Source organism: Nonomuraea typhae, assembly GCF_009760925.1.
In the GTDB taxonomy this organism is placed as follows: domain Bacteria; phylum Actinomycetota; class Actinomycetes; order Streptosporangiales; family Streptosporangiaceae; genus Nonomuraea; species Nonomuraea typhae.
The window spans coordinates 169,340-187,578 of sequence record NZ_VRLV01000004.1 but is presented as its reverse complement, the minus strand read 5'-3'; the positions used below and the strand labels follow the sequence as shown (position 1 = coordinate 187,578).

Below are 18,239 nucleotides of genomic sequence, written 5' to 3'. Positions count from 1 at the left end.
GTTAAGATCGGCTGCGGGCTCCCGGCCTCCTACGGGAGGGCTTAGGCGTAATGTTCGCAGGGCCTTCAAATCGTGGACCTCTAGGCTGGGTGGCGTTCGCGCCCTCGTCTGATGATGGTTCGTGCGGCCATCCACTTCTTCAGGTCCGGGACAGAGAAGCGCGTGGTCCGGCGGCCGAGCTTGATGTGTGGCAGGCCGCCCTTCTCTACCTGGTCGTAGATCCATTCCTTCTCGACGCCCCATAGTTCGCAGAGCATCTCGGCGTCGATCAGGGCGATGTCGGCGAACTGGTCGCGTGGGCTGGTGAGGCCCTGGTTGGTGTGTTTGGTGGTCACCCGACCAGCGCACCATGGGTATCAACTCCCCAGTCAATATGGCGAAAGTCACACTACACGTGCAACTTTCAGAGATATTCCTGTGGACTTGGTGATCACACGTTCATATGCTGACCGCACCACCACCAACCAGGGCCTCACCAGCCCATGAAGGACACCTCATGGCTACCGCCACCCTTCGTCGCGGGATGGGCTCCGTCCTGCGTCCCGCCTTCTGCAAGCACGGCGAGAAGTCCCGCTGCAAGTGCCCGCGGGTTGCTCGCTGGCGCGACATCGAGGGCAAGCAGCGTGAGCTCACGTTCAGCACCCACACCGAGGCCCTGGACCACCTCTGCGCGCAGTACGAGCTCAAGCGCAAGATCCGTCAGGGCATGCGTCCCAAGGGGGCCGCTCCCCTGCTGTCCATGTTCGCTTCCTCCTGGCTGGAGCAGCGGTCCTCGCTGTCAGCGAGCACTATCCGTAAGTACGACTCCGCGCTGACCAACCATGTGCTGCCGTACCTCGGACAGATGTCGGTGGCCGAGGTCGACTTCGACGGCGTGAACCAGTTCATTCAGGAGCTGAAGAAGTCTGGAGCGGAGCCGGGGCTGATCCAGACGTGTGTGGTCAACCTTCTGGGTCCTATCTTCGAGCTGGCCATTCGGTTGAAGTGGCGGGATGACAACCCAGCCAGAGGCCACGAGCTGGCCAAGGTGAAGGTGGGCAAGCGCATCCTCCCGCGTGTGGATGAGGTTGGGGCCCTGGCGGATGCCATCGGTCCCCGCTACCGGTTGGCTATCTGGCTGATGGCCGGATGCGGTCTACGTCAAGGCGAGGCACTGGGCGCGCGTGCCGGGCTGCTGCGTGGAACGGACACCATCTACATCGACGAGCAGTGGCTGGACCACGGTGCGGGGTATGGGCCGCTGAAGCACAAGGACGTCGGCGAGGGCAGGATCATCCCGTTGCCGCGGGACGTTCTTCGGGAGTACCAGGAGCACGTGGCGCGGTACGGCATCGCTGATGGCCAGCCGCTGTTCCCCTCCCCTGTCAAGGCGGGCCAGCCGGTGAGCCACTCGGCGTTCTCGGCCGCCTTCGCCCGTGCGCGGAGGAAGGTTGGCCTGCGGCCGGAGATCAAGCAGCACAACCTGAGGCACTTTTTCGCCACGCATGCGATCGAGAACGGTGCGGACATCACGCATGTCAGCAAGTGGTTGGGGCACGACTCGATTGAGACGACCTATCGGATTTACGCGGACCTGCTCCGGCAGTCGTTCACGCGAGGTGCGGCAGCCATGGATGTTGCGCTGGCTGCGGCCTAGAACGGCCGAAGGCCCCGAACAAGGGTTCGGGGCCTTCGACGTTCAGCGTCCGCGTTGCCTTCGACGGCGTTTGCGGGGAGGTCTCACCTCCCCCGACTGCTGCTCGCGGACTGATTCGCCCAGCGACCCGATGTCACTGGCCTGGACGTCGATTTGCTTCGAGTCCGCGCTTGGCGTCTCGATGCTGTTTCCTTCTTGTGTGCGTGGGTTCTCCCAGCGGATAGACAGGATTCCCAGGAAGCGGATGTGACCGTTCTGAACCTGGTTACGGCAGGCCAGCCAGAAAAGGCTGATCACTCCCAAGACCGCAATCACCAGGGCCAGAAGGCTGAAGACGCCTCCTTGACCAACCGCCGAGAGGATTCTCTCGGCGTTGGCCATCATGGGTTACCTAGGCCGTCCGCACACTCGTGGAGTTAGGAGTCATGCGCTCCTCCCCTCTTCTCGTAGTCGCCTTCGATTACCTATCCTGACCCGTCCTCGGCAGAGCGCCTGCTGGGTCCAGCGAGAATCTATGTCTGCCCAACAGCAGCAGTCATGTCCCGTCGTCGTCTTGGGGAGACACCGGGCGTCCCCTGGGTGTCGTTGTCGCGATGCGCCCAGGGCCCAACAGCCGCCAACGCGGCTGTTTGCATCAAGCATCGGCTGTCGAACAGGTGATCGCAACTTGTGCGCATGGGTGATCTCGCTATTGAGGGCGGTTCTGTAGGTCGTCCAGGAGACCGAGCATGCTCTGGAGTCCACGGCGGGCTTCGTCGAGTCGGTGTGGGGCGCTGTCCTTGCGGTAGTCCTCTAGTTCGCGCCAGACGCCTGCGAGGCAGACGTCGCCCCAGGAGAGCGCGTCGGGGACGGGAAGGCGGGCCAGGCGCTTGCGGGCCAGGTCGCGCGAGGCGTCGTGTTGCTTGAGGCGGCGGAGTCTCACTGTCCGGGTCTCCTGATCATGGTGTTGCTGATCTCGTAGTCCTTGTTGCGCCCCTTGTTGGGGGTGTAGCCGTGGCGTCGGTAGAAGCGGTCGAGGCCGGATTTGGTGCCGCCGTAGTCGGTTCTGGGAGTGAGGGACACTGTCCAGCCGTGGGCGTCGGCCGCGGCGTGAAGGTCGCGCAGGATGGCGCTGCCGTGGCCTTGGCCGCGTGCTTCCTTGGGCAGGACGATGCGGTCGAGGCTGACGTTGGCGCTCCCGTCGGTGAGGGGGCGTCCGGACAGGTTGATCTGGGCCTGGGGGTAACGGTCGCGGAGCTCGTGCTGGATGCGGTCGAGGTGTTCGGGCAGGAACTGGTGGGGGCTGAGGGTCATGCCATCAGCCCCAGCATGTCGAGCAGGGCGAACTCGTCGTCGATGTTGAGCGCCGCCTCGGCCACGATGGTGCGGACACTGTCTTCGCGGGCGCGCTGGTGGTCAGCTTCAGTGGGCAAGGCGCACCTCCCACAGGAGGCGCTCGGTGCGGTCGACACCGTGGTCGGCGCGGTTGCGGGTGGCACAGTTCCAGCCGGGACGGGCGGCCCGGGTGCAGGTGTGGGTCCAGCCCGCTCCCCTGAGGCTGGCGCCGCTTTCGGTGGCGTGGGTGTAGGTGATGAGGCGCTGGTAGCCCATCTCGGTGGCGATGCGTCGGACGGCGCCGTAGAGCTTGGAGTTGGCGTTGCGCGTGCCGAGGGTGCAGGTGCGGGTGACCTCGAGGGTCAGGCCGTCGTCGTAGTGGCGTGCGACGGGTCGGCCGGCGATGGCGACGCCGATGAGGGTGTTGGTGGTGTCGGCCAGGCCGATGCTGAATCGGTGGCCTACGGGTGCCTTGTGGTGGCGGTGGTGCTGGGTGACGAAGTTTTTGGCCTGGGCGAGGGTCACCGGCACGATGTGGAGGTCACTCGGCATCAGCCTGGGGCCTCTCGCTGTCGGGGTCCGCGGTGATGCGGTTGGGCCGTTGGAAGCGGTCGAGGAGGGTGCCGTCGTCGCTGAGGGCGTGCTCCATGTGGGCCTGGAGGGCGCGGAGCATGGCACTGTCCTCGTCGGGCTCGGTGCCGGTCCAGATGCCGATGGCGAGCGCTCGGGTGGTGAGGGGCAGGCGGAGGATGGCGCAGCGGCCGACGCGGAAAGGGAAGTCGACTTCCTGGGTGGGGGCCAGTTCGATGATCGGCCCGATTTTATTCATTCTCAGGAATTGGAAGTAGAGTTTCCCGAGTTCATAGGTCTTGAACACGCTGGAAACGTTATTGAGAATGGTTTCGAGGGTTGTAATTTCTGGCGGCTAGTTGCTTTGTTAGCGGTTGCCGGTGGGCATGTCGAGGTCTGGTTCTGGCGCGTATGGATAGAAGTTCAGCACGCGGTTGATGTAGCGTCCCGGCGATTTGGCTCGGCGGAAATTTCGCCAGATGTTCGGGGTGACGTTGTAGTAGCCGTAGACGCTGCCGTTTCTGAAGCGGATGTAGAGGGTGCTGATCGACTTTGCGTATCCGGCGGCCAGGGTGCGCGGGCGAGGCGGGTTGATGCTTGGGGTGGGCTGGTAGGCGAACAGGTAGACGTCGTTGCCGCGGGCGGCCATTTCTCGGGCCCACCACTCCATGGGGTCCATGTGGAGGGCGCGGTCGTCGGTGTCGTCGGCCTGGGTGAAGTCGAGGGCGAGCTGTTCGTACCCGTTGCCGGCGGGGGTGGGAGGTTGCTTGGGGCCGAGGACGAGGTCGGCCCAGCGGTCCAGGCGCGAGGGCTGTTGGCGCAGGGAGGCGACCGACGGGATGGCTGGCCGGTTGCGGGGCTTGGGGGCGGGGATGGCGACCGGCCGGGGCCCGGGAAGGTCGAGGCGGGGAACGGGGGTTCGTCTGCGGGCCACTGTCTAGGCGCCCTTCTCTGCGAGGGTGCGGCATCGGTCGGCGGTGACCTTGAGGTCGGCCAGAACCTCGCTCATGTCGTCGAGGGCGGCCAGGAGGGCGCGCCGCGCGGTGGCTACGGGGCCGCTGTGGTCCCTTTCGGTGTCCCTGGCCATGGGGTCACGCCTTCGGGTTCTTGGCGTCCGCCAGGGCGGTGACCACGTCCTCCAGTACGGCGACGACGTCTTCGAGGACTGCTGAGTTCTGCTTGGCCGACTCGACCATGGACTGGGCGACGGGGACGACCTGCTCGATGACGCCGTTGAGGCGGGCGTTCTCGTCGACGACGCGCCGGTATGCCTTTCCTGGCACGACGACTTCCTGAGTGAATATAAGGAAGACGAATGCTGCGAGAGGGCCGAGGAACCACGGATTTGAAAGGAAATCCGCTGCTGGGGTGATGGCCTCAGCGAGCATGGAAGGCAAAACGGTACCGCCGATCAGTCGTGCTTGTGACGTCTGATTCGACGGTACCGTCGCGTGTTTCTTCGGTTATATCGGCGAGTTGTGCCAGGTGGTGTTATCGGCGTTTTCCGTGCCCGGGGAGGCCGCCGGATACGGTTCTGACACTGTGTCTGGTGCCGATGGCCGGGGGCGGCTCGGGGGTGTGTTTCAGCCAGCGGGATTCGGCCTGGGCGCGCTTCTCGGCGGATCGGAGGTCGCGCTCCGTCCGGCTGGTGTTCTTGCCTTCGGCCTTGAGGCTGGCCAGGCGCTTGCTGAGGTGCTCGCGTGTCTCGACGGGGCTGAGCATCTGGATCAGCGGTGTGGGGCGGCGTGGCGGCCGGGTGGGGCCGCCTGGGCGTCGACCGGCCATGCGTCAGGCGCTGGTGATGATGGCGGCGATGTCGTCGTAGGACAGTTCCTGGAACCCGTCTGGCTTGAGGATCTTGCCGTCGCTGCGGCGCTTGATCTGGCCGGTTTCGGGGTCGAGCTTTCGCATGTTGTTGTCGTGGACGAGCTCCATCACCCGGTCCAGGGGGATGTCGAGCAGGTCTGCTGTGCCGTAGACGACGTAGAGGAGGTCGGCGAGCTCTTTGGCCAGGTGGGGGAGGCTGCCGTGGCCGTTGAAGTGGTTGATGAGCTCCGCGCGGACTTCGTTGTACTCCTCGGCGATGAGGCGCATGCGCAGTTCGACGAGGTCTGCGCGGTCGTAGTCGTAGTCGAGCTCGACGAATCGTTTGGTCTCGGTGATCTCGTGCCATTCGGCAAGGAAGCGCATGGGGTCGTAGTAGCGGATGACGACATGGGCCTTGCCGGTTTCGTCGTGCTGTCGGCTGATCTGGAAGGTGGGGCCGGTCTGGGGTCGACGGGTGAGGGTGAAGGTGACGGTTCCGTCGCCGTTGTCGATCGGGCTGTGGGCGTAGGGGTCTGCGTGCCGGAGGGAGTGCGAGAGGTTGGCGGTGGTGTCGCTGGTGGGCACGTTGGTGTTCCTTCGGTTGGTGGTAGTGGTGGATTGCAGCCGGTGGTGAGGCGGCCGTTGTTAGCGGTGCGGGTCGGCGATGGTGGCGCCGAGGTTGATGAGCAAGCGCATGTGGCTGTGGAGTTCGTGCCAGTCGCTGCGCTGTTGGTAGCCGTGGCCCAGGACCAGGGCGGTCCGTTGGGGGTCGTGGCCGTACATGTCGCGCAGGCCGAAAACGTAGCGGACGCGTCGTCCTTGGTGGCGCAGCTTGTTGACGATGTCGCGGGCGGCGACGGAGTTGGCGGCCAGGACGAGGTAGGTGTGCGGGTCAGTCATACAGGCCGTCGGCGAGCCAGATCTTGTACTCGCTGGTGACGTCGCCCTTGCGGGAGTCGATGAACATCAGGCGTTGGCTGGGGCGGCCCATGGCGGCCAGTTGTTCCTGGGCGTAGGTGTTGAAGCTCTCGGGGCTGCCACAGCCGCGGGCGATGGTGCCGTTGAGGGTGACTTCGACGAGTTGGTGCCAGTGGCCGAAGGCGACGTCGTTGAAGGTTTCGGGGATGGCGCCGGATTTCCAGCCCCAGACCTTCTTGCCCAGGCCGTAGAAGGGGAAGCCGGCGAATCCGCCGCGGATCTGGTCTCCGTGGAAGAGCAGGCAGGCGTACTGGTCGCCGATGCGGTCGATGGCGTACCAGGAGCTTTCGCCATGGCCGTCGGGGATGGTGAAGGTGATGCGGGGCTCGTGCTCAAACATGGCCTCGACGATGCGGTAGAGCATGCGGTCGGCGTTGGTTTCGGGGTTGAAGCGGGAGCGTCGACCGCCGGACAGGACGCCGTGGTTTCCGACGACGGCGGTGACGTGGACGCGGTCGAAGGTGGCGAGCATGCGTCGTAGGAAGGTGCCGAGGATGCGGGGGCCGTCGACGACGGTCTGGCGGTAGAGGCTGGAGTCGATGGTGTGGGGCTGGTGGCCGAAGATCAGTTCGCCTTCGACGATGTCGCCGAGGATCCAGACGCGCAGTTCGTTGACGGGGTGTCCGGCGCGCTGGATGTCGGTGATGCGCAGGAGCTTGTCGGCGTAGAGGTTGATGCGCTCTTCGCAGACGGCGGAGTTGTAGGTGGGGGTGACCTTGCCGAGTTGCCAGTCAGCGAGCATGGCGACGGCGACTTCTTCGCGGCCCGGCCCGGCTGGCGCGGTGGGTGCGGGGACGGGGTCGAGGTTGAGGCCGGTTGCGGCGTCGCGGGCGGCCTGGAAGACGGCTTCGACGAGTTCGGCTTTGGATGCCTTGGCCTTGGCCAGGCGGTTCATGAGGTTGAGGTTGGCCCGGCGTAGGTCCTTGATGCGGTCTTCGTCGGTGAGCTCGAGCTCGCCGTCAGTGGCAGGACTGTTGTGGGACGCCGTGGTGTCGGTGGTCTGGGTGGTGGTGGGGATGTCCAGGGTGCGGCGGGCGCGACGGACGCTGGATTCGGTGGTGGTGACGCCGAGTTGGGTGATTCGGTGGGCGGCCTGGACGTGGGTGTAGGTGGTGTCGTGGAGGATGGTCGCGACGTCTGATCGACTCGCAGATATTTCGTAAAGCCCCATACACGCTCTCGCTTTCACTCAAGGGGAGTGCGAGGGACGCTATAGGGACGGGCTCTGTCGCATCAACTCTGGCGCAGGGTAGTTGATACGTAAGAACAGGGCCGGGGATGCACGAAAACCCCCGTAGGTCGTACCTACGAGGGTGACGTCAGGATGTGGATCAGTGGCGGCTGAGCTTTTTGAGCCCTGGGCCGCCCTTCTATCTGGTCGCCTCCTGGTCGATGCGCTCCTTGTAGTAGCGCAGGTCGGCCGGGGGGATACGGCCGGCCTCCTTGGTGGTGATAGGAAGCTCAGGGTCGTCTTGCTTCCAGCCCAGCAGGGCGGCGCGGACTTCCTCGGCTGTGGCGCCGGTGAGGGTCTTGGCGTCCGTCCTAGCCAGGCCGCGTCGGGGACGGGTTGCGCCCGAGCTGGCGACCAGGGCTCTGCCTACGGCGCGCTTGCGAGAGAGGGCGGTCAGGTCGACGAACTGGTTGGCCAGTTCGACCAGCTCGGCGGCGCATTCGGCGCACAGGTGGCCCGAGCCTGCCTGGTTGCCGATGACGACGTTGGTCTCCTGCTGGGTATCGAGTGGCTTCTGGCACAGGACAACCTTCCCATTGTCATCCACACCACGTTTCCTGTCGCAGACGGCTTGGATCGCCATCGCTATCTCCTTGTTCGGTCTCGCGGGTGACTTCAAGCGTTCATGGAGGGGCTAGAACGCCTCAAGCCCGAGGCCCGACAGCGGCGGAGCTGTCGGGACTCAGGCTTGAGATTAGCAACTTATATTGTTGGATGCTACCGAAGCACATAGGTTACACATATAACGAAAGCTGTATCACAGGTTCAGCTTTCGATCCTACTAGGGGGTTCGCCGTCGACTTCGGGATCGTCGTCTGCGTCCCAGAACGCCTTCAACCCCAAAGGGGTAGGGAAGTAGTGCGCCCGCCCGTCAGGCCCCAGACGGATCTCGACCAGCCCTTGCCGCGCCAAGTCAATCAAGTCTGCTTCGACATCCGCAATGGTGGGGATGGCTTGCGGCTGGGCGATCCCGGTCACATCGGGCAGGGCATAGCGGGTCATCTTCACCCATCATTCGTCATATCTCGTGGAGGCACCCGGTCAGCACACCCGGGGAGGCCAACTCTAGCGCGTTTAGCACACTAGTTCGACTTCTGGATGGCCATTATCGCAGGCAATGCTATGTCTCGGGTGTGACACTTAGCGATGCACGGCGGATCCGGCGATGATTGGCGGATCTTGTGATAGCGCCGACATCTTGGTTGCGGTCGGCTGCTACAGGCGTGGTCGGCGGCGGCCTTCTGGCTGCGGATCTTGGGCTCGCCTCAGATAGGCCCCTCCCCATGGGCCTATCGGCGTAGCGATGCCGTCCCGCCACAGGCCACGTAACAACTGCGACAGCTTAACAACCGCTCCGGCTTTACGAGAATTGGTTTGAGTTGGTAGCGTCGCCGCACCACCAAACCAACCACCAAAGGACCCACCCATGCTTGTGGTCATCGAAACGATCACCGACGACTTCGACGGCAGCGAGCCTGCCAGCACTGTCCCGGTGACCTACAAGGGATACAGCTTCGAGATCGACCTGTCCCGCGAGAGGGAGGCCGAGCTCGACCAAAAGATGGCCCCGTACATCACCCACGGCCGCCGAGTGACAAACCCGCGATCCACCGCGAGCGTCACCGCCCAGCGGCGCCTTGCAGAGGCGCCCAAGATCCGCGCATGGGCCAAGGCCAACGGCATCGCGGTCAACGACTTCGGCTTCATCCGCCGTGATGTCGTGGCCGCCTACCGGGCCGCCATCGAAGCTGCCTGACCGGAGCCGTACACGACGAAGCCCCCAACGCCACAACGCTGGGGGCTTCGTCGTTGGGCCTTTACGAAGTAAGAAACGTGTTCTGGCGCGGGTCCGCCGGCGCCTACCGCTCACTCTCTCGACCTATGGGCCAGCGGAACAGGAGCTGGGCCCGCTGCTTCGGAACGATCTGGGCCATGTCGATTGGGTCTCCCCCGGCGGGCTGCTGCCAGGTGACAACCGCGTCGGTGTCGACCAGCAGGCCGGCCGCGACGGAGCAGGTGAGGTACTCGATCGCGTCGCGCCGGGCTCGCCCGGGCTTGATCTGTGCCCATGCCTCCCACCTCGCCGCGGGGACCTCGATGACCATGTGGAAGCTCTCAACCCAGCGGCCCGGCTCGCTCGCCGCGGGGCGCGAGCCGCGCCAGTGGATGCGGGCGTTGGTGTCGGAGATGCCGGGCAGCCATCCGATGGCGTCGCTCAGGTGGTAGCCGACATCCCACGGACACATGAGCAGGTCGACTCCGAATCGGTCGGCCCAGGAGTCCTCGGAGACCGACACCGTGAAGGACAGGTCGATCTTCACCGCCGGGCGCCGAAGAGCTTGCGGCCGTCCAGAACGCGCAGTGTGATGCCCTTCTCTCGGCAGATGGTGCGCAGCTCGGGCTCGTAGCCGTCGAACCAGTCGGCGTCGACGACGTCGGCGCCGGTGTTTCCAGCCGGGCCGGTGACGTGGAAGTAGACCGCGTCGCGAACGTCCAGGACGCGCTCGGTCTTGAGGCAGACGATCTGGTGTGCGACCGCGGCCTGGAGCTCGATACGGTCGACGGCCAGGTCGGCGTCCATCGCGCCGGTCATGACTGCGGCGATGTCGTTGGTGAACATGCTGGATCCTTCGTGGTTGGGTGTGGCGGCTTACGGCCGGTGGTGAGTCGACCGATCAATTCACGTAAAGCTTAATAGCGAGTACGACTTTCGCACAAGAGTTGGGGTGGGCCATCTCCGGGGCCCGAGGGAGGGAAGCCAGGGAGGGGAGCCCGCCCCCCTGCTCGCGAAACGGCACAACTCTCCCGTTCAGGAGGGTCGTCTCACGAGCAGGTGGGGGTCAGCTCATCTCCGTACGCCGTCGGTCGGTCGCATCGGTCGGATCGCTGCCAGGACGGTCATTACGCGTCCCCAGGGCGGGATGCTCTACAGGGTCCAGCGCCCAGGCCCGCTCCCCCGCGGGGATGGTGTCGTCCAGGGCGCACCCCTCTGCGGGGTCCAGGCCGAGCCTGCCGTGTTCCGATCCCGTGCCTCGCGGCCTATCCCCCGGACATCGGGACCTTGCCGGAACGGTGGCCGTCGCGCGTGGGGACTTCGGGGACCAAAGCCTGGCCGCCTGTAGATTCAGTGACCCCTCCAGCCCTTTCGGGCCTCGCACTACACCCGGTGGGTTAGCCGGCGGGAGGTACTCATTCCGCCTCGTGCCTCCATGGCGGGACGCCTGCGGAACGCAGCGCGTGGCGGGCTTCTGGCGCCCGTCCGTGCCTCAAGATTGTTTCGACGGGCAGACGCTACAGCACGCCCATGACTTCACACAAGTTCTCGTAAAGCCGGATATTCACTCCGACTTTCGACTAGGATTCATCCTGCTCACGCTCAGCTCGCTGCTGGTCGAGCTCGTCCTGCTTCTGGCGACGCTCAGGGTGAAGCTTGTCCTGCGGCACCATGCCGCGGTGGCGGGCCTTGGTCATGCACGGCTGACCCTTGACCGCCATGCACTCCAGCCGAGGGCACGTGACGTCAGCCGTCTCGAAGCGCTTGTGCTGCGGCAGCACCCTCTTGGTAGCCATGACGCAGAGTCTAACGAGCCTCGTCGCTGAGCTGTCTAACGCAACTGCCAGCAAAGCAAGCAGAGCTCCATGCCTCCGAGTTCTTTGAAGCGTTGCGGGAAGTCGCGGCGTTCTCCTCGACTACGCGATAACCGCCTCCCACCCTCCACGCCGCAGGGCGATCTGGCCATCGGGTTCACCATTGCTCCGGCCCGCCCACTGACAGTTCCCCATGCTGAAGCCGGTAGTCCCTTAGTTCGTCGAGGAGGTCCCACCGACGCCTGGGCCGCCCTGTGTACCGCCGGCCGGCCGCTTGGATGGGTAGATGTCGCTCGCTCCCACGAGCCGTCCTCGTGGGCCATCCACGCGACGAACTCGCCGTTGTCCATTTGAGTGAACCAGTCCAGATGCCGGGGGCGGTGATGTCCAACATGGGCGACAGGCCCCAAGCTTCGACCACGTTGATCACGGGGATAGCGGCCGATCGTCACCTCATCGCCCTCGCGCCAGGGGTCGTCCAGTTCGATGCTGACTGGGTACGGCTCCGTGGCGGGTGCCTATGAAGCCTTGCCCGGCCCCCACTCAATATGGCCCCACGCGCTGCCGGCCTCGCGCTTGTCGACCGGGAAAGGCCCGAAGGAGATTGTCGAGGCGGCGATCACCGACTATGCCGACGCGCTGGGTGCCCCCACCGAGCTCAACAAGAACGACCCAGGATTCACTGAAGCGTTACCGCACGACTACAGCAACGCGCGAACCGGCGACCGAACGGCAGCGGTGAAGACCCCGATCTGGTCATCTCTCCGTTCGAGTGGCTCCGATCTCTCGTGCACGGCTCTGGCATTCCTGCGACTCTTCCGGGCAGCGTGGGCGAACCACGGTTACAACAGCGTTGAACCTGTACCTCAGAAAGCACGACGTCCCGCAGAACGTGCATCGCGACTCTGATGGCCATCTCATCGCCGGATGAGAGAGTGGCCTGCCCCACGACGTTTCGCCTGAGTAGGCAGGTCGACGCCGCCCGATCTCGGGAGCTAGTGAGCCGGGTTCGAGTTCCTGGCACACCACGTGAGGCGTGGCCAGCACCAAGTGCCTGGTCAGGGTCTCGCGGGTCATGCACTCTGGGGCGCGAAATCTCGAAATCGGGACACTAGCGCGGCCACAACACCACAAATATGATCACGACTTGTGCGGAAATCCCTCTGCGCGGCGTTCAGCGCTGCCTCCCTCCTTTTCCTGTCCATCCCGGCTGCGTCGGCTGCCGCCACGACATCAAACGCAGGCTGGTGCACGGAGAAGCAAGATAGCGGCCGGTACTACTACAAGCACGGCAAGCATTGGGACTGTGTTTCGCCGGGCGCGTTCTGTGCGAAGGCTCAGTACAACCAGTACGGCTACTCGATGCGGCACGCTACGCACAGCCGGAAATACAAGTGCACCCAGTACCCGAATGGCACCTGGCACTGGAGGCCGGTCAAGTAGCGCTCTCCCCCCATGGACTGCCCGGTCATCCTCCGCGAGGATGACCAGGCAGCACTCGGACGGGACTGGTCACGTTGATCACAGATTGACGACCCGCCCGGGATGGTCCACCCAGATGACGTCGCCCTCCGGCGTGCTGCTGTAGCCGTACCGGTTGCTGGCCGGGCAACCCCAGGAGATCCAGCGCAGGAACACCTCCTCGGCTTCGCCGTACAGGTCGCGGTCGCCGCTGGCCTGCACGATCCAGTCGCCCACCTCCTCATCCCACGTGACGTAGGCGGCTGAGGTGTCGGAGTGAGCCCACAGCACGAACCCGCCGTCCTGCTCGGTGGTGCAGACGACGCCGGGCAGCATCGCGTTCAGGAAGATCGAGGCTGCCCACTCCCCGGCGATTCGCTGCGGGTCGATCCGGGCCGGGCGCTTGCGGACGTCGTCGCCGAGCCCCCGAAGCTCCCCGGAGCGCTGGCCGCGCATCATCATGAACGAGCAGCCCGATTCGATACGACCGACCGCTGTGCCATCGCCCACGGCCCGCAGGGCAACGAACGCACCGTACCGCCATGTCGGCATCCACGGGAACACGATGGTGCCGCCTGGCCGGGTCTGCTCGATCCATGCGGGCGACGCCTCGATCGCGCCGACGGTGACGTGCACAGCGTCGTACGGCTGGCCGCTGGGATAGCCCAGGGTGCCGTCCCCGTGGATCAGCCGGACGTCGTCGTGACCGGCCCGCGCCAGGTTGCCCCCGGCCTGCCGGTAGACGTCGATGTCGATCTCAACCGTGGTCACCTGGCCGTCACCGACGAAACTGGAGATGAGCGCTGCCGTCCACCCGGTTCCAGTGCCGATCTCCAGCACGTGATCGTCGGTGTGGAGGCCGAGGAGCCCAAGCTCGGCAGCCACGATCGTGGGCATGGAGTTGGACGAGGAGTAGAGTCGCCCGTCCTCGTAGCCGTCGACAACGGGTGTGGCCCCGTCGTCGATCTGGGTGACGATCGAGATGTCGCTGTAGACGGCCTTCTCCCAGGCCGAGGCATCCGCGTCACGGTCGATCACATAGCCGGGCCCGTCGCCCGGCGACACCCACGCCTGGCTCGGGATGAACAGCCCTCGCGGGTTCGATCCCAGGGCTTGCAGCCATCGGGGGCCCAGCGGCTCGAAGGGCCCGGCTATCTGGTCGCTCAGATCGGTCACTTCTTCTCGCCTCCGGCGTGTGAGCCGTCGCCCTTGCCGCCCGGCTGCGTGCCGTCCGACGACGGTTTCGGCTGCTTGGGCAGCGGCTTGTCGCCGGGCTTCTTGTTGTCGTCGTGCTTGCCTACCTGGGGTCTCATGGCATTCTCCCTCTACCTGTTGGGCCTAGCTGGACTTCGCGGTCCGGAGCTTGGCGCACATGTCGGTGACGGCCTTGACGATCAGCTCAGGCTCGTCGGCCTGGATGTTGTGCGCGGCCCGCTCGGCGACGATCAGCGTGCTGTCGTCGGACAGGCTGACCAGGTCGGTTTGGATGCGCGCCCAGACGCGGTTGTAGCGCTCGGCGACCTCCGGCGGCCTGCTGGCGAAGTAGTCGCCGTAGTAGGTGTCTGCTGCCGGGTATGGGGCTTTAGAGATGACGGTCAGCGGCAGATTCCCGAAGTGCGTGCGTCCGGCCTCCAGGACCTTGATGGCTCCGGCCCGGCCGAGATCCTCCAGGACCTCCGCGCGGCGCTGCCCGCTGGTCAACTCCAGCGCCATCCCCAGCTCGACCAGCTCGGCCGGGAGGCGCTGCCGCATCCGACGCAGCATGTCCGGCTCTTCCCCTCGACGGATCGCCAAGAGCAGCCGAGCGCGGACCAGGCCGCAGGGCATCACGGCGTAGCGCAGGGCCGACCCCCAGTGCCGCAGCGGCCCGGCATCCCGCCAACCGAACTCCTCGATCATCCAGGTCATACGCTCGGAAGGGGCATCCACGAGCACCATCCCAGCGACCTGGTCACGGTGGCGGGCCACATACAGCCGGGCGATCTCCCCGCCCATCGAATGACCGACGAGCAGGAACGGGCCCGGCTCGCCGGACGCCTCCAAAACCTCGTGGAGCTCATCGGCCAGCGCCGAGCAGCCACGCCACTCCCACCAGGACGGACCCTCGCTCCATCCAAGCCCCGCCCGGTCGTACTGCCACACCCGCTGACCCGGCACCAGTCCCCGCCGGACGTGGACCCAGCCCAGACCGTTATCGGTCATACCGGGCAGGATGACTACAGTCGGGCCGCCCTCGCCCTCGGCGTGCACGTGCAGTCGCCGGCCTCGGACCATGACGAAGCGGCCGGGTGCGGGGAAGCGGCGGAGGTCAGTCCGCTCGGATGTCTTCTGGTACAGGGCACTGGCGAGACCCGCCAGGGCGAAGCCGACAGCAGTTCTACCGATGATGGTCACGACATGGCTCCTTCGACGCGAGGGGGCTAGCTGACCTTGCTTTGCGGCAGATAAAGGACTTGACCGCCGCGTCCTTCTGTTTCGAGCGCCCGCCGCAGCTCTTGAAGGGAACCGCGGTGAACGTTGTCCTGGCCGGGTACGGGGCTACGCCGGGTCGCGATCAAACGGCCGGGGACGCACGACTCGGTGATCTCCCAGCGCGGGAAGCCACGGACGAGAACCGCTACACCCCGCTCGTTCACGGTGTGCCCGCCAGCAGTGCGGCCTGCCTGGCTTCCTTGACGTGAACGACGCCACCAGTCAGCATCAGCGCCACCCTGAACTCCTTGCGCTCTACCGTGATGGTGGCCCGTGCACGTCCCCGATGGTCATAGATCTCCAGTTCGGGTTCGGAGTAGCGGGGAACCATGCTCTCCATGTGGAGGCGGATACGGGAGACCAGCCGGAAATGCACCTCCCCGCGGTTAGCGGCGAGCAGATTCATCACCCCCTGAAGGCGCTGCTCGTGGCGCTCGGCGGTCTCACGGGTGATCTCGTTCCGGGTGCTCTCGGCGGCTCGGGGGGTCATACACCGACGGTGACGTGCACGTCTGCGCGCTGACTAGGAGATTGCCCAAGGTTGCCGCCCTGCGCTGTCTTACGCTCCTAGTCTCTCCAGAGCAGCAGTAATCAGGACTCGGGCTGCCGCCCCATGCGCGGCATGTGCCGCCAGTGCGGTGAATATTTGTATATACAGGGCGACCTCTCCCGGTTGTCGCACTTCCAGTAGGCCAGAGACCAGCTCGACGGCCACCAGCTCGTCGTCGAACATGTAGAACGCCTCCGGCTGCCACAGGCCGTACCGCCTTGCTGAGTCCGGGACGATCCCCACAGAGACGGACGGAAGCTGCATCGCGGCTTCCAGGTGATGCAGTTGCTCGGAGAGCACCGCTGCGGGAACGGTGCGCTGGGTAAGCTTGTTGTTTGAGTTCTGATCTTCGCGTATGCCGCGTTCGGCGGCTCGGGTGATGTATCACCACACAGCGGATTGTGGCCGTTTCGGCACGGTGTGTCGCCGTGAAAGGGGACGGTCACCGTCTCATCTTCGGATTCGACCAAGACTCCGAGGCGAGGCGGTGACCGCGATGCCCACTCTGGCACGCGCGACGGCGACACGAACGCGGATCGACACGATGAGCGCCAGGCCGGACGGACTGGCCCGGTTGTCGGAGTTCCGGCAGGAGTTTTACGCGTGCCTGATCGCACGGCGCGATGAGCTGTTCGAGCTGGCCGAGGCGGTGTTGTGCACCGAGGGGCCGGTCAAGACGCTGGTGGACCTGGCGCTGGCGCCTGAGCACCGGCGCGGGCACGCAGCGCTCTACGACGGAGTCAACCACGGCCGGATCGAGATCGGGCGGCTGCGCCGGACACTGGCGACGCTACCGCTGCCGCGGGCGGCCGATGGCCGGATCGTGCTCGCGGCCGATGTGTCGCCGTGGCTGCGGCCCGACGCCGTCACCAGCCCGGACCGCTCCTTCTGCCACACCTACGGCCGCAGTGAGAAGAGCAAGCACCAGATGATCCCGGGCTGGCCATACTCCATCGTTGCCGCCCTGGAGAGTGGCCGTACCTCCTGGACCGCGCTGCTGGACGCCATCCGGCTGGAGCCAGGCGCCGACCTCGCGCAGGTCAGCGCCGACCAGCTGCGCCAGGTCGTCGAGCGCCTGATCGAAGCGGGCCGGCACACCGACGGCGACCCCGCCATCCTCATCGTCGTGGACGCCGGCTACGACGTGCCCCGCCTGGCGTTCCTGCTGGCCGACCTGCCCGTGGAAGTCCTGGGGCGGATGCGCTCCGATCGGGTGATGCGCCGTCCCGCTCCCTCCCGGGAGGAATTCGACCGTGCCCACCCCTACGGCGGCCGCTACCCCAAGCACGGCGCCGAGTTCGTCTTCGGCAAGCCCGCCACCTGGGGTGACCCGCACGCGGCGACCGTCACCGACACCACTCGCTACGGCAGTGCGACCGCGATGGCGTGGGACCGGCTGCACCCGATCTTGACCCACCGGGCCGCCTGGCAGGACTACCCCGGCGACCTGCCTCTCATCGAGGGCACCGTAATCAGGCTGCAGGTCGATCACCTGCCCTCTGGCGGTGACCCCAAGCCGCTGTGGCTGTGGTGGTCAGGCACCGGCGCGACCGAGCATGACGTCGACCGGCTCTGGCAGGCGTTCCTACGAAGATTCGACCTGGAGCACACGTTCCGGCTGCTCAAGCAGACCCTTGGCTGGACCAAACCACGCCTGCGCGACCCGCAAGCCGCCGACGTCTGGACCTGGCTGGTCATCGCCGTGCACACCCAGCTCCGCCTCGCTCGCGGGCTGGTCCACGATCTACGCCGCCCCTGGGAGAAACCCCTGGATGCGGCCAAACTCACCCCAGCCCGGGTCCGCCGGGGGTTTCGGAACCTGCGCACAAAAGCGCCACCGATCGCCCGTGCGCCCAAACCGTCTGGGCCCGGCCGTGGACGGCCGCTCGGCTCCACCAATCGCCGCGCTCCGCGCTACGAGGTTGGGCTTCTCCTGGTCACCGGCGAGCTCTACAAACGCCCAGCTCACCACAAGAAGGGCACCAAACCCCGCCGCACCACCTGACCGACTACACACAGCCACCACCCAGAAGGTCCCGAACGTCGCGAACGCGAAGATCAGAACTCAAACAACAAGGTAAGGGCCTGTTCCTCGATGATGAAGACGAACCGGCGCCTACCAGATCGCAGCACGCTCTGGCGGTCTATACGCTCGGCCACAGCTTCGGCGATGTCGTCGGCGGGCAGCGACAGCCGGTCACGGATGGCAATCAGCCCCGCCTCGGTGTAACCGGCCGTCTGGAGCAGGCCGGGAATCATGTTCGGGGTGTAGGCCCGCAACAGCGTCGCCCGTTCGTAAACCGGCCGGACAGCCGCCTGTGCCTGACGCATGCCCGCCCGATGCGAACGGCGGTATGTGACCCACATGCCGGCGACGGCCCGTTGTTCGGCCAGCAGTTCCTCTCTGCGTTGTGGGCCTACCTTGCAGGCTTCGCACCACAGGCGCACGTCAGAGCTGCTGGCCGCTCTGGTCGCGTTCTCGATCCGCGACACCTTCTCCGGCCTCCATCCGGCCTTAACTGCCAGCTCGCGGCCAGTAATGCCTGCCTGCTCTCGTACCTCGCGCAATTGATCAGCGAGGGCGCGGCGTGCCGCTTGTGCGCTGGAGGACGGCGAGACAGGCAACGGAGGCG

General features: G+C 65.7%; 27 protein-coding genes. 3 read left to right on the top strand and 24 right to left on the bottom strand.

The genetic code is table 11. From position 1 onward, the window contains the following. Nucleotides 1-80 precede the first annotated feature (80 nt). Nucleotides 81-335, bottom strand: coding sequence for a helix-turn-helix transcriptional regulator (locus tag FVE25_RS16840; RefSeq protein ID WP_157247901.1), 255 nt, complete (start codon nt 333-335; stop codon nt 81-83). 161 nt (nt 336-496) lie between these two features. On the opposite strand from FVE25_RS16840, the gene FVE25_RS16835 reads away from it, so the two are divergent. Next, nucleotides 497-1,636 carry a tyrosine-type recombinase/integrase gene (locus tag FVE25_RS16835; RefSeq protein WP_181019616.1) on the top strand — a complete coding sequence of 380 codons (1,140 nt, stop codon included), beginning with the start codon at nt 497-499 and terminating at the stop codon, nt 1,634-1,636. Nucleotides 1,637-1,678: 42 nt separating this feature from the next. Here FVE25_RS16835 and FVE25_RS16830 read toward each other — a convergent pair whose 3' ends face one another. From FVE25_RS16830 to FVE25_RS16770, 14 genes are all read right to left on the bottom strand, one after another. After that, the gene (locus FVE25_RS16830; protein ID WP_157247899.1) at nt 1,679-2,020 is read right to left on the bottom strand and encodes a hypothetical protein; all 342 of its coding nucleotides are present in this window, start codon (nt 2,018-2,020) and stop codon (nt 1,679-1,681) included. Between the two features lie 304 nt (nt 2,021-2,324). Next, nucleotides 2,325-2,558 carry a hypothetical protein gene (locus FVE25_RS16825; protein ID WP_157247898.1) on the bottom strand — a complete coding sequence of 78 codons (234 nt, stop codon included), beginning with the start codon at nt 2,556-2,558 and terminating at the stop codon, nt 2,325-2,327. Then, nucleotides 2,555-2,929, bottom strand: a complete 375-nt coding sequence (locus FVE25_RS16820; protein WP_157247897.1) for a GNAT family N-acetyltransferase — start codon at nt 2,927-2,929, stop codon at nt 2,555-2,557. The genes FVE25_RS16825 and FVE25_RS16820 overlap by 4 nt, the downstream gene beginning before the upstream one ends. Beyond that, entirely contained in the window at nt 2,926-3,048 is a 123-nt protein-coding gene (locus tag FVE25_RS56290; protein WP_281367859.1) for a hypothetical protein, read from the bottom strand. Before FVE25_RS56290 ends, FVE25_RS16820 begins: the two co-directional genes overlap by 4 nt. Then, nucleotides 3,038-3,502 carry an XF1762 family protein gene (locus FVE25_RS16815; RefSeq protein ID WP_157247896.1) on the bottom strand — a complete coding sequence of 155 codons (465 nt, stop codon included), beginning with the start codon at nt 3,500-3,502 and terminating at the stop codon, nt 3,038-3,040. The genes FVE25_RS56290 and FVE25_RS16815 overlap by 11 nt, the downstream gene beginning before the upstream one ends. Continuing rightward, nucleotides 3,492-3,827, bottom strand: a complete 336-nt coding sequence (locus tag FVE25_RS16810; protein WP_157247895.1) for a hypothetical protein — start codon at nt 3,825-3,827, stop codon at nt 3,492-3,494. The genes FVE25_RS16815 and FVE25_RS16810 overlap by 11 nt, the downstream gene beginning before the upstream one ends. A 60-nt stretch (nt 3,828-3,887) precedes the next feature. Next, nucleotides 3,888-4,454, bottom strand: a complete 567-nt coding sequence (locus tag FVE25_RS55160) for a KTSC domain-containing protein (protein WP_246267100.1) — start codon at nt 4,452-4,454, stop codon at nt 3,888-3,890. A gap of 3 nt (nt 4,455-4,457) precedes the next feature. Beyond that, nucleotides 4,458-4,607 carry a hypothetical protein gene (locus tag FVE25_RS16800; RefSeq protein WP_157247894.1) on the bottom strand — a complete coding sequence of 50 codons (150 nt, stop codon included), beginning with the start codon at nt 4,605-4,607 and terminating at the stop codon, nt 4,458-4,460. A 4-nt stretch (nt 4,608-4,611) separates the two neighbouring features. Next, nucleotides 4,612-4,803 carry a hypothetical protein gene (locus FVE25_RS16795; protein WP_157247893.1) on the bottom strand — a complete coding sequence of 64 codons (192 nt, stop codon included), beginning with the start codon at nt 4,801-4,803 and terminating at the stop codon, nt 4,612-4,614. Between the two features lie 505 nt (nt 4,804-5,308). Continuing rightward, nucleotides 5,309-5,911 carry a pyrophosphohydrolase domain-containing protein gene (locus FVE25_RS16790; RefSeq protein WP_157247892.1) on the bottom strand — a complete coding sequence of 201 codons (603 nt, stop codon included), beginning with the start codon at nt 5,909-5,911 and terminating at the stop codon, nt 5,309-5,311. Nucleotides 5,912-5,971: 60 nt separating this feature from the next. Then, nucleotides 5,972-6,226, bottom strand: a complete 255-nt coding sequence (locus tag FVE25_RS16785; RefSeq protein WP_157247891.1) for a hypothetical protein — start codon at nt 6,224-6,226, stop codon at nt 5,972-5,974. Beyond that, the gene (locus FVE25_RS16780; RefSeq protein WP_157247890.1) at nt 6,219-7,475 is read right to left on the bottom strand and encodes a hypothetical protein; all 1,257 of its coding nucleotides are present in this window, start codon (nt 7,473-7,475) and stop codon (nt 6,219-6,221) included. The genes FVE25_RS16785 and FVE25_RS16780 overlap by 8 nt, the downstream gene beginning before the upstream one ends. Nucleotides 7,476-7,674: 199 nt before the next feature. Beyond that, on the bottom strand, nt 7,675-8,118 hold the full coding sequence (locus FVE25_RS16775; protein WP_157247889.1) for a hypothetical protein: 444 nt from the start codon (nt 8,116-8,118) through the stop codon (nt 7,675-7,677). Between the two features lie 182 nt (nt 8,119-8,300). Beyond that, complete coding sequence (locus FVE25_RS16770; protein ID WP_157247888.1) at nt 8,301-8,537, bottom strand: hypothetical protein; 237 nt, start codon at nt 8,535-8,537, stop codon at nt 8,301-8,303. 424 nt (nt 8,538-8,961) lie between these two features. Between FVE25_RS16770 and FVE25_RS16765 the strand changes: the two genes are divergently transcribed. Then, complete coding sequence (locus FVE25_RS16765; protein ID WP_157247887.1) at nt 8,962-9,291, top strand: Lsr2 dimerization domain-containing protein; 330 nt, start codon at nt 8,962-8,964, stop codon at nt 9,289-9,291. Between the two features lie 103 nt (nt 9,292-9,394). On the opposite strand, the gene FVE25_RS16760 is transcribed toward FVE25_RS16765, so the two are convergent. The 8 genes from FVE25_RS16760 to FVE25_RS16725 form a co-directional block, all read right to left on the bottom strand. After that, nucleotides 9,395-9,856: a hypothetical protein gene (locus tag FVE25_RS16760; RefSeq protein ID WP_157247886.1), complete on the bottom strand. Its 462-nt coding sequence runs from the start codon at nt 9,854-9,856 to the stop codon at nt 9,395-9,397. Beyond that, nucleotides 9,853-10,155 (bottom strand): hypothetical protein, encoded by a 303-nt coding sequence (locus FVE25_RS16755; RefSeq protein ID WP_157247885.1) that lies wholly within the window; start codon nt 10,153-10,155, stop codon nt 9,853-9,855. The genes FVE25_RS16760 and FVE25_RS16755 overlap by 4 nt, the downstream gene beginning before the upstream one ends. Nucleotides 10,156-10,889: 734 nt before the next feature. After that, nucleotides 10,890-11,105, bottom strand: a complete 216-nt coding sequence (locus FVE25_RS16750) for a zinc finger domain-containing protein (protein WP_157247884.1) — start codon at nt 11,103-11,105, stop codon at nt 10,890-10,892. A 1,539-nt stretch (nt 11,106-12,644) separates the two neighbouring features. Beyond that, a complete protein-coding gene (locus tag FVE25_RS16745; protein ID WP_157247883.1) occupies nt 12,645-13,760 on the bottom strand; it encodes a methyltransferase domain-containing protein in 1,116 nt (371 codons plus the stop codon). Further along, nucleotides 13,757-13,897, bottom strand: coding sequence for a hypothetical protein (locus FVE25_RS16740; protein ID WP_157247882.1), 141 nt, complete (start codon nt 13,895-13,897; stop codon nt 13,757-13,759). The genes FVE25_RS16745 and FVE25_RS16740 overlap by 4 nt, the downstream gene beginning before the upstream one ends. Before the next feature lie 25 nt (nt 13,898-13,922). Continuing rightward, entirely contained in the window at nt 13,923-14,978 is a 1,056-nt protein-coding gene (locus tag FVE25_RS16735) for an alpha/beta fold hydrolase (RefSeq protein WP_157247881.1), read from the bottom strand. 238 nt (nt 14,979-15,216) lie between these two features. After that, nucleotides 15,217-15,546 (bottom strand): hypothetical protein, encoded by a 330-nt coding sequence (locus FVE25_RS16730; protein WP_157247880.1) that lies wholly within the window; start codon nt 15,544-15,546, stop codon nt 15,217-15,219. 69 nt (nt 15,547-15,615) lie between these two features. Next, nucleotides 15,616-15,963 carry a Scr1 family TA system antitoxin-like transcriptional regulator gene (locus FVE25_RS16725; protein ID WP_281367862.1) on the bottom strand — a complete coding sequence of 116 codons (348 nt, stop codon included), beginning with the start codon at nt 15,961-15,963 and terminating at the stop codon, nt 15,616-15,618. 139 nt (nt 15,964-16,102) lie between these two features. Between FVE25_RS16725 and FVE25_RS16720 the strand changes: the two genes are divergently transcribed. Continuing rightward, entirely contained in the window at nt 16,103-17,611 is a 1,509-nt protein-coding gene (locus FVE25_RS16720; protein ID WP_246267098.1) for an NF041680 family putative transposase, read from the top strand. 53 nt (nt 17,612-17,664) lie between these two features. On the opposite strand, the gene FVE25_RS16715 is transcribed toward FVE25_RS16720, so the two are convergent. Next, the gene (locus tag FVE25_RS16715) at nt 17,665-18,231 is read right to left on the bottom strand and encodes a Scr1 family TA system antitoxin-like transcriptional regulator (RefSeq protein ID WP_281367857.1); all 567 of its coding nucleotides are present in this window, start codon (nt 18,229-18,231) and stop codon (nt 17,665-17,667) included. Nucleotides 18,232-18,239: the final 8 nt, after the last annotated feature.

Excerpts from the sequence above, each read along its gene's own strand:
- FVE25_RS16755 (WP_157247885.1), bottom strand. The coding sequence starts at position 10,155 with ATGTTCACCAACGACATCGCCGCAGTCATGACCGGCGCGATGGACGCC.
- FVE25_RS16765 (WP_157247887.1), top strand. The coding sequence starts at position 8,962 with ATGCTTGTGGTCATCGAAACGATCACCGACGACTTCGACGGCAGCGAG.
- FVE25_RS16835 (WP_181019616.1), top strand. The coding sequence starts at position 497 with ATGGCTACCGCCACCCTTCGTCGCGGGATGGGCTCCGTCCTGCGTCCC.
- FVE25_RS16785 (WP_157247891.1), bottom strand. The coding sequence starts at position 6,226 with ATGACTGACCCGCACACCTACCTCGTCCTGGCCGCCAACTCCGTCGCC.
- FVE25_RS16750 (WP_157247884.1), bottom strand. The coding sequence starts at position 11,105 with ATGGCTACCAAGAGGGTGCTGCCGCAGCACAAGCGCTTCGAGACGGCT.
- FVE25_RS16830 (WP_157247899.1), bottom strand. The coding sequence starts at position 2,020 with ATGATGGCCAACGCCGAGAGAATCCTCTCGGCGGTTGGTCAAGGAGGC.
- FVE25_RS16800 (WP_157247894.1), bottom strand. The coding sequence starts at position 4,607 with ATGGCCAGGGACACCGAAAGGGACCACAGCGGCCCCGTAGCCACCGCG.
- FVE25_RS16770 (WP_157247888.1), bottom strand. The coding sequence starts at position 8,537 with ATGACCCGCTATGCCCTGCCCGATGTGACCGGGATCGCCCAGCCGCAA.
- FVE25_RS16820 (WP_157247897.1), bottom strand. The coding sequence starts at position 2,929 with ATGACCCTCAGCCCCCACCAGTTCCTGCCCGAACACCTCGACCGCATC.
- FVE25_RS16730 (WP_157247880.1), bottom strand. The coding sequence starts at position 15,546 with ATGACCCCCCGAGCCGCCGAGAGCACCCGGAACGAGATCACCCGTGAG.
- FVE25_RS16775 (WP_157247889.1), bottom strand. The coding sequence starts at position 8,118 with ATGGCGATCCAAGCCGTCTGCGACAGGAAACGTGGTGTGGATGACAAT.
- FVE25_RS16815 (WP_157247896.1), bottom strand. The coding sequence starts at position 3,502 with ATGCCGAGTGACCTCCACATCGTGCCGGTGACCCTCGCCCAGGCCAAA.
- FVE25_RS16780 (WP_157247890.1), bottom strand. The coding sequence starts at position 7,475 with ATGGGGCTTTACGAAATATCTGCGAGTCGATCAGACGTCGCGACCATC.
- FVE25_RS16740 (WP_157247882.1), bottom strand. The coding sequence starts at position 13,897 with ATGAGACCCCAGGTAGGCAAGCACGACGACAACAAGAAGCCCGGCGAC.
- FVE25_RS16720 (WP_246267098.1), top strand. The coding sequence starts at position 16,103 with ATGCCCACTCTGGCACGCGCGACGGCGACACGAACGCGGATCGACACG.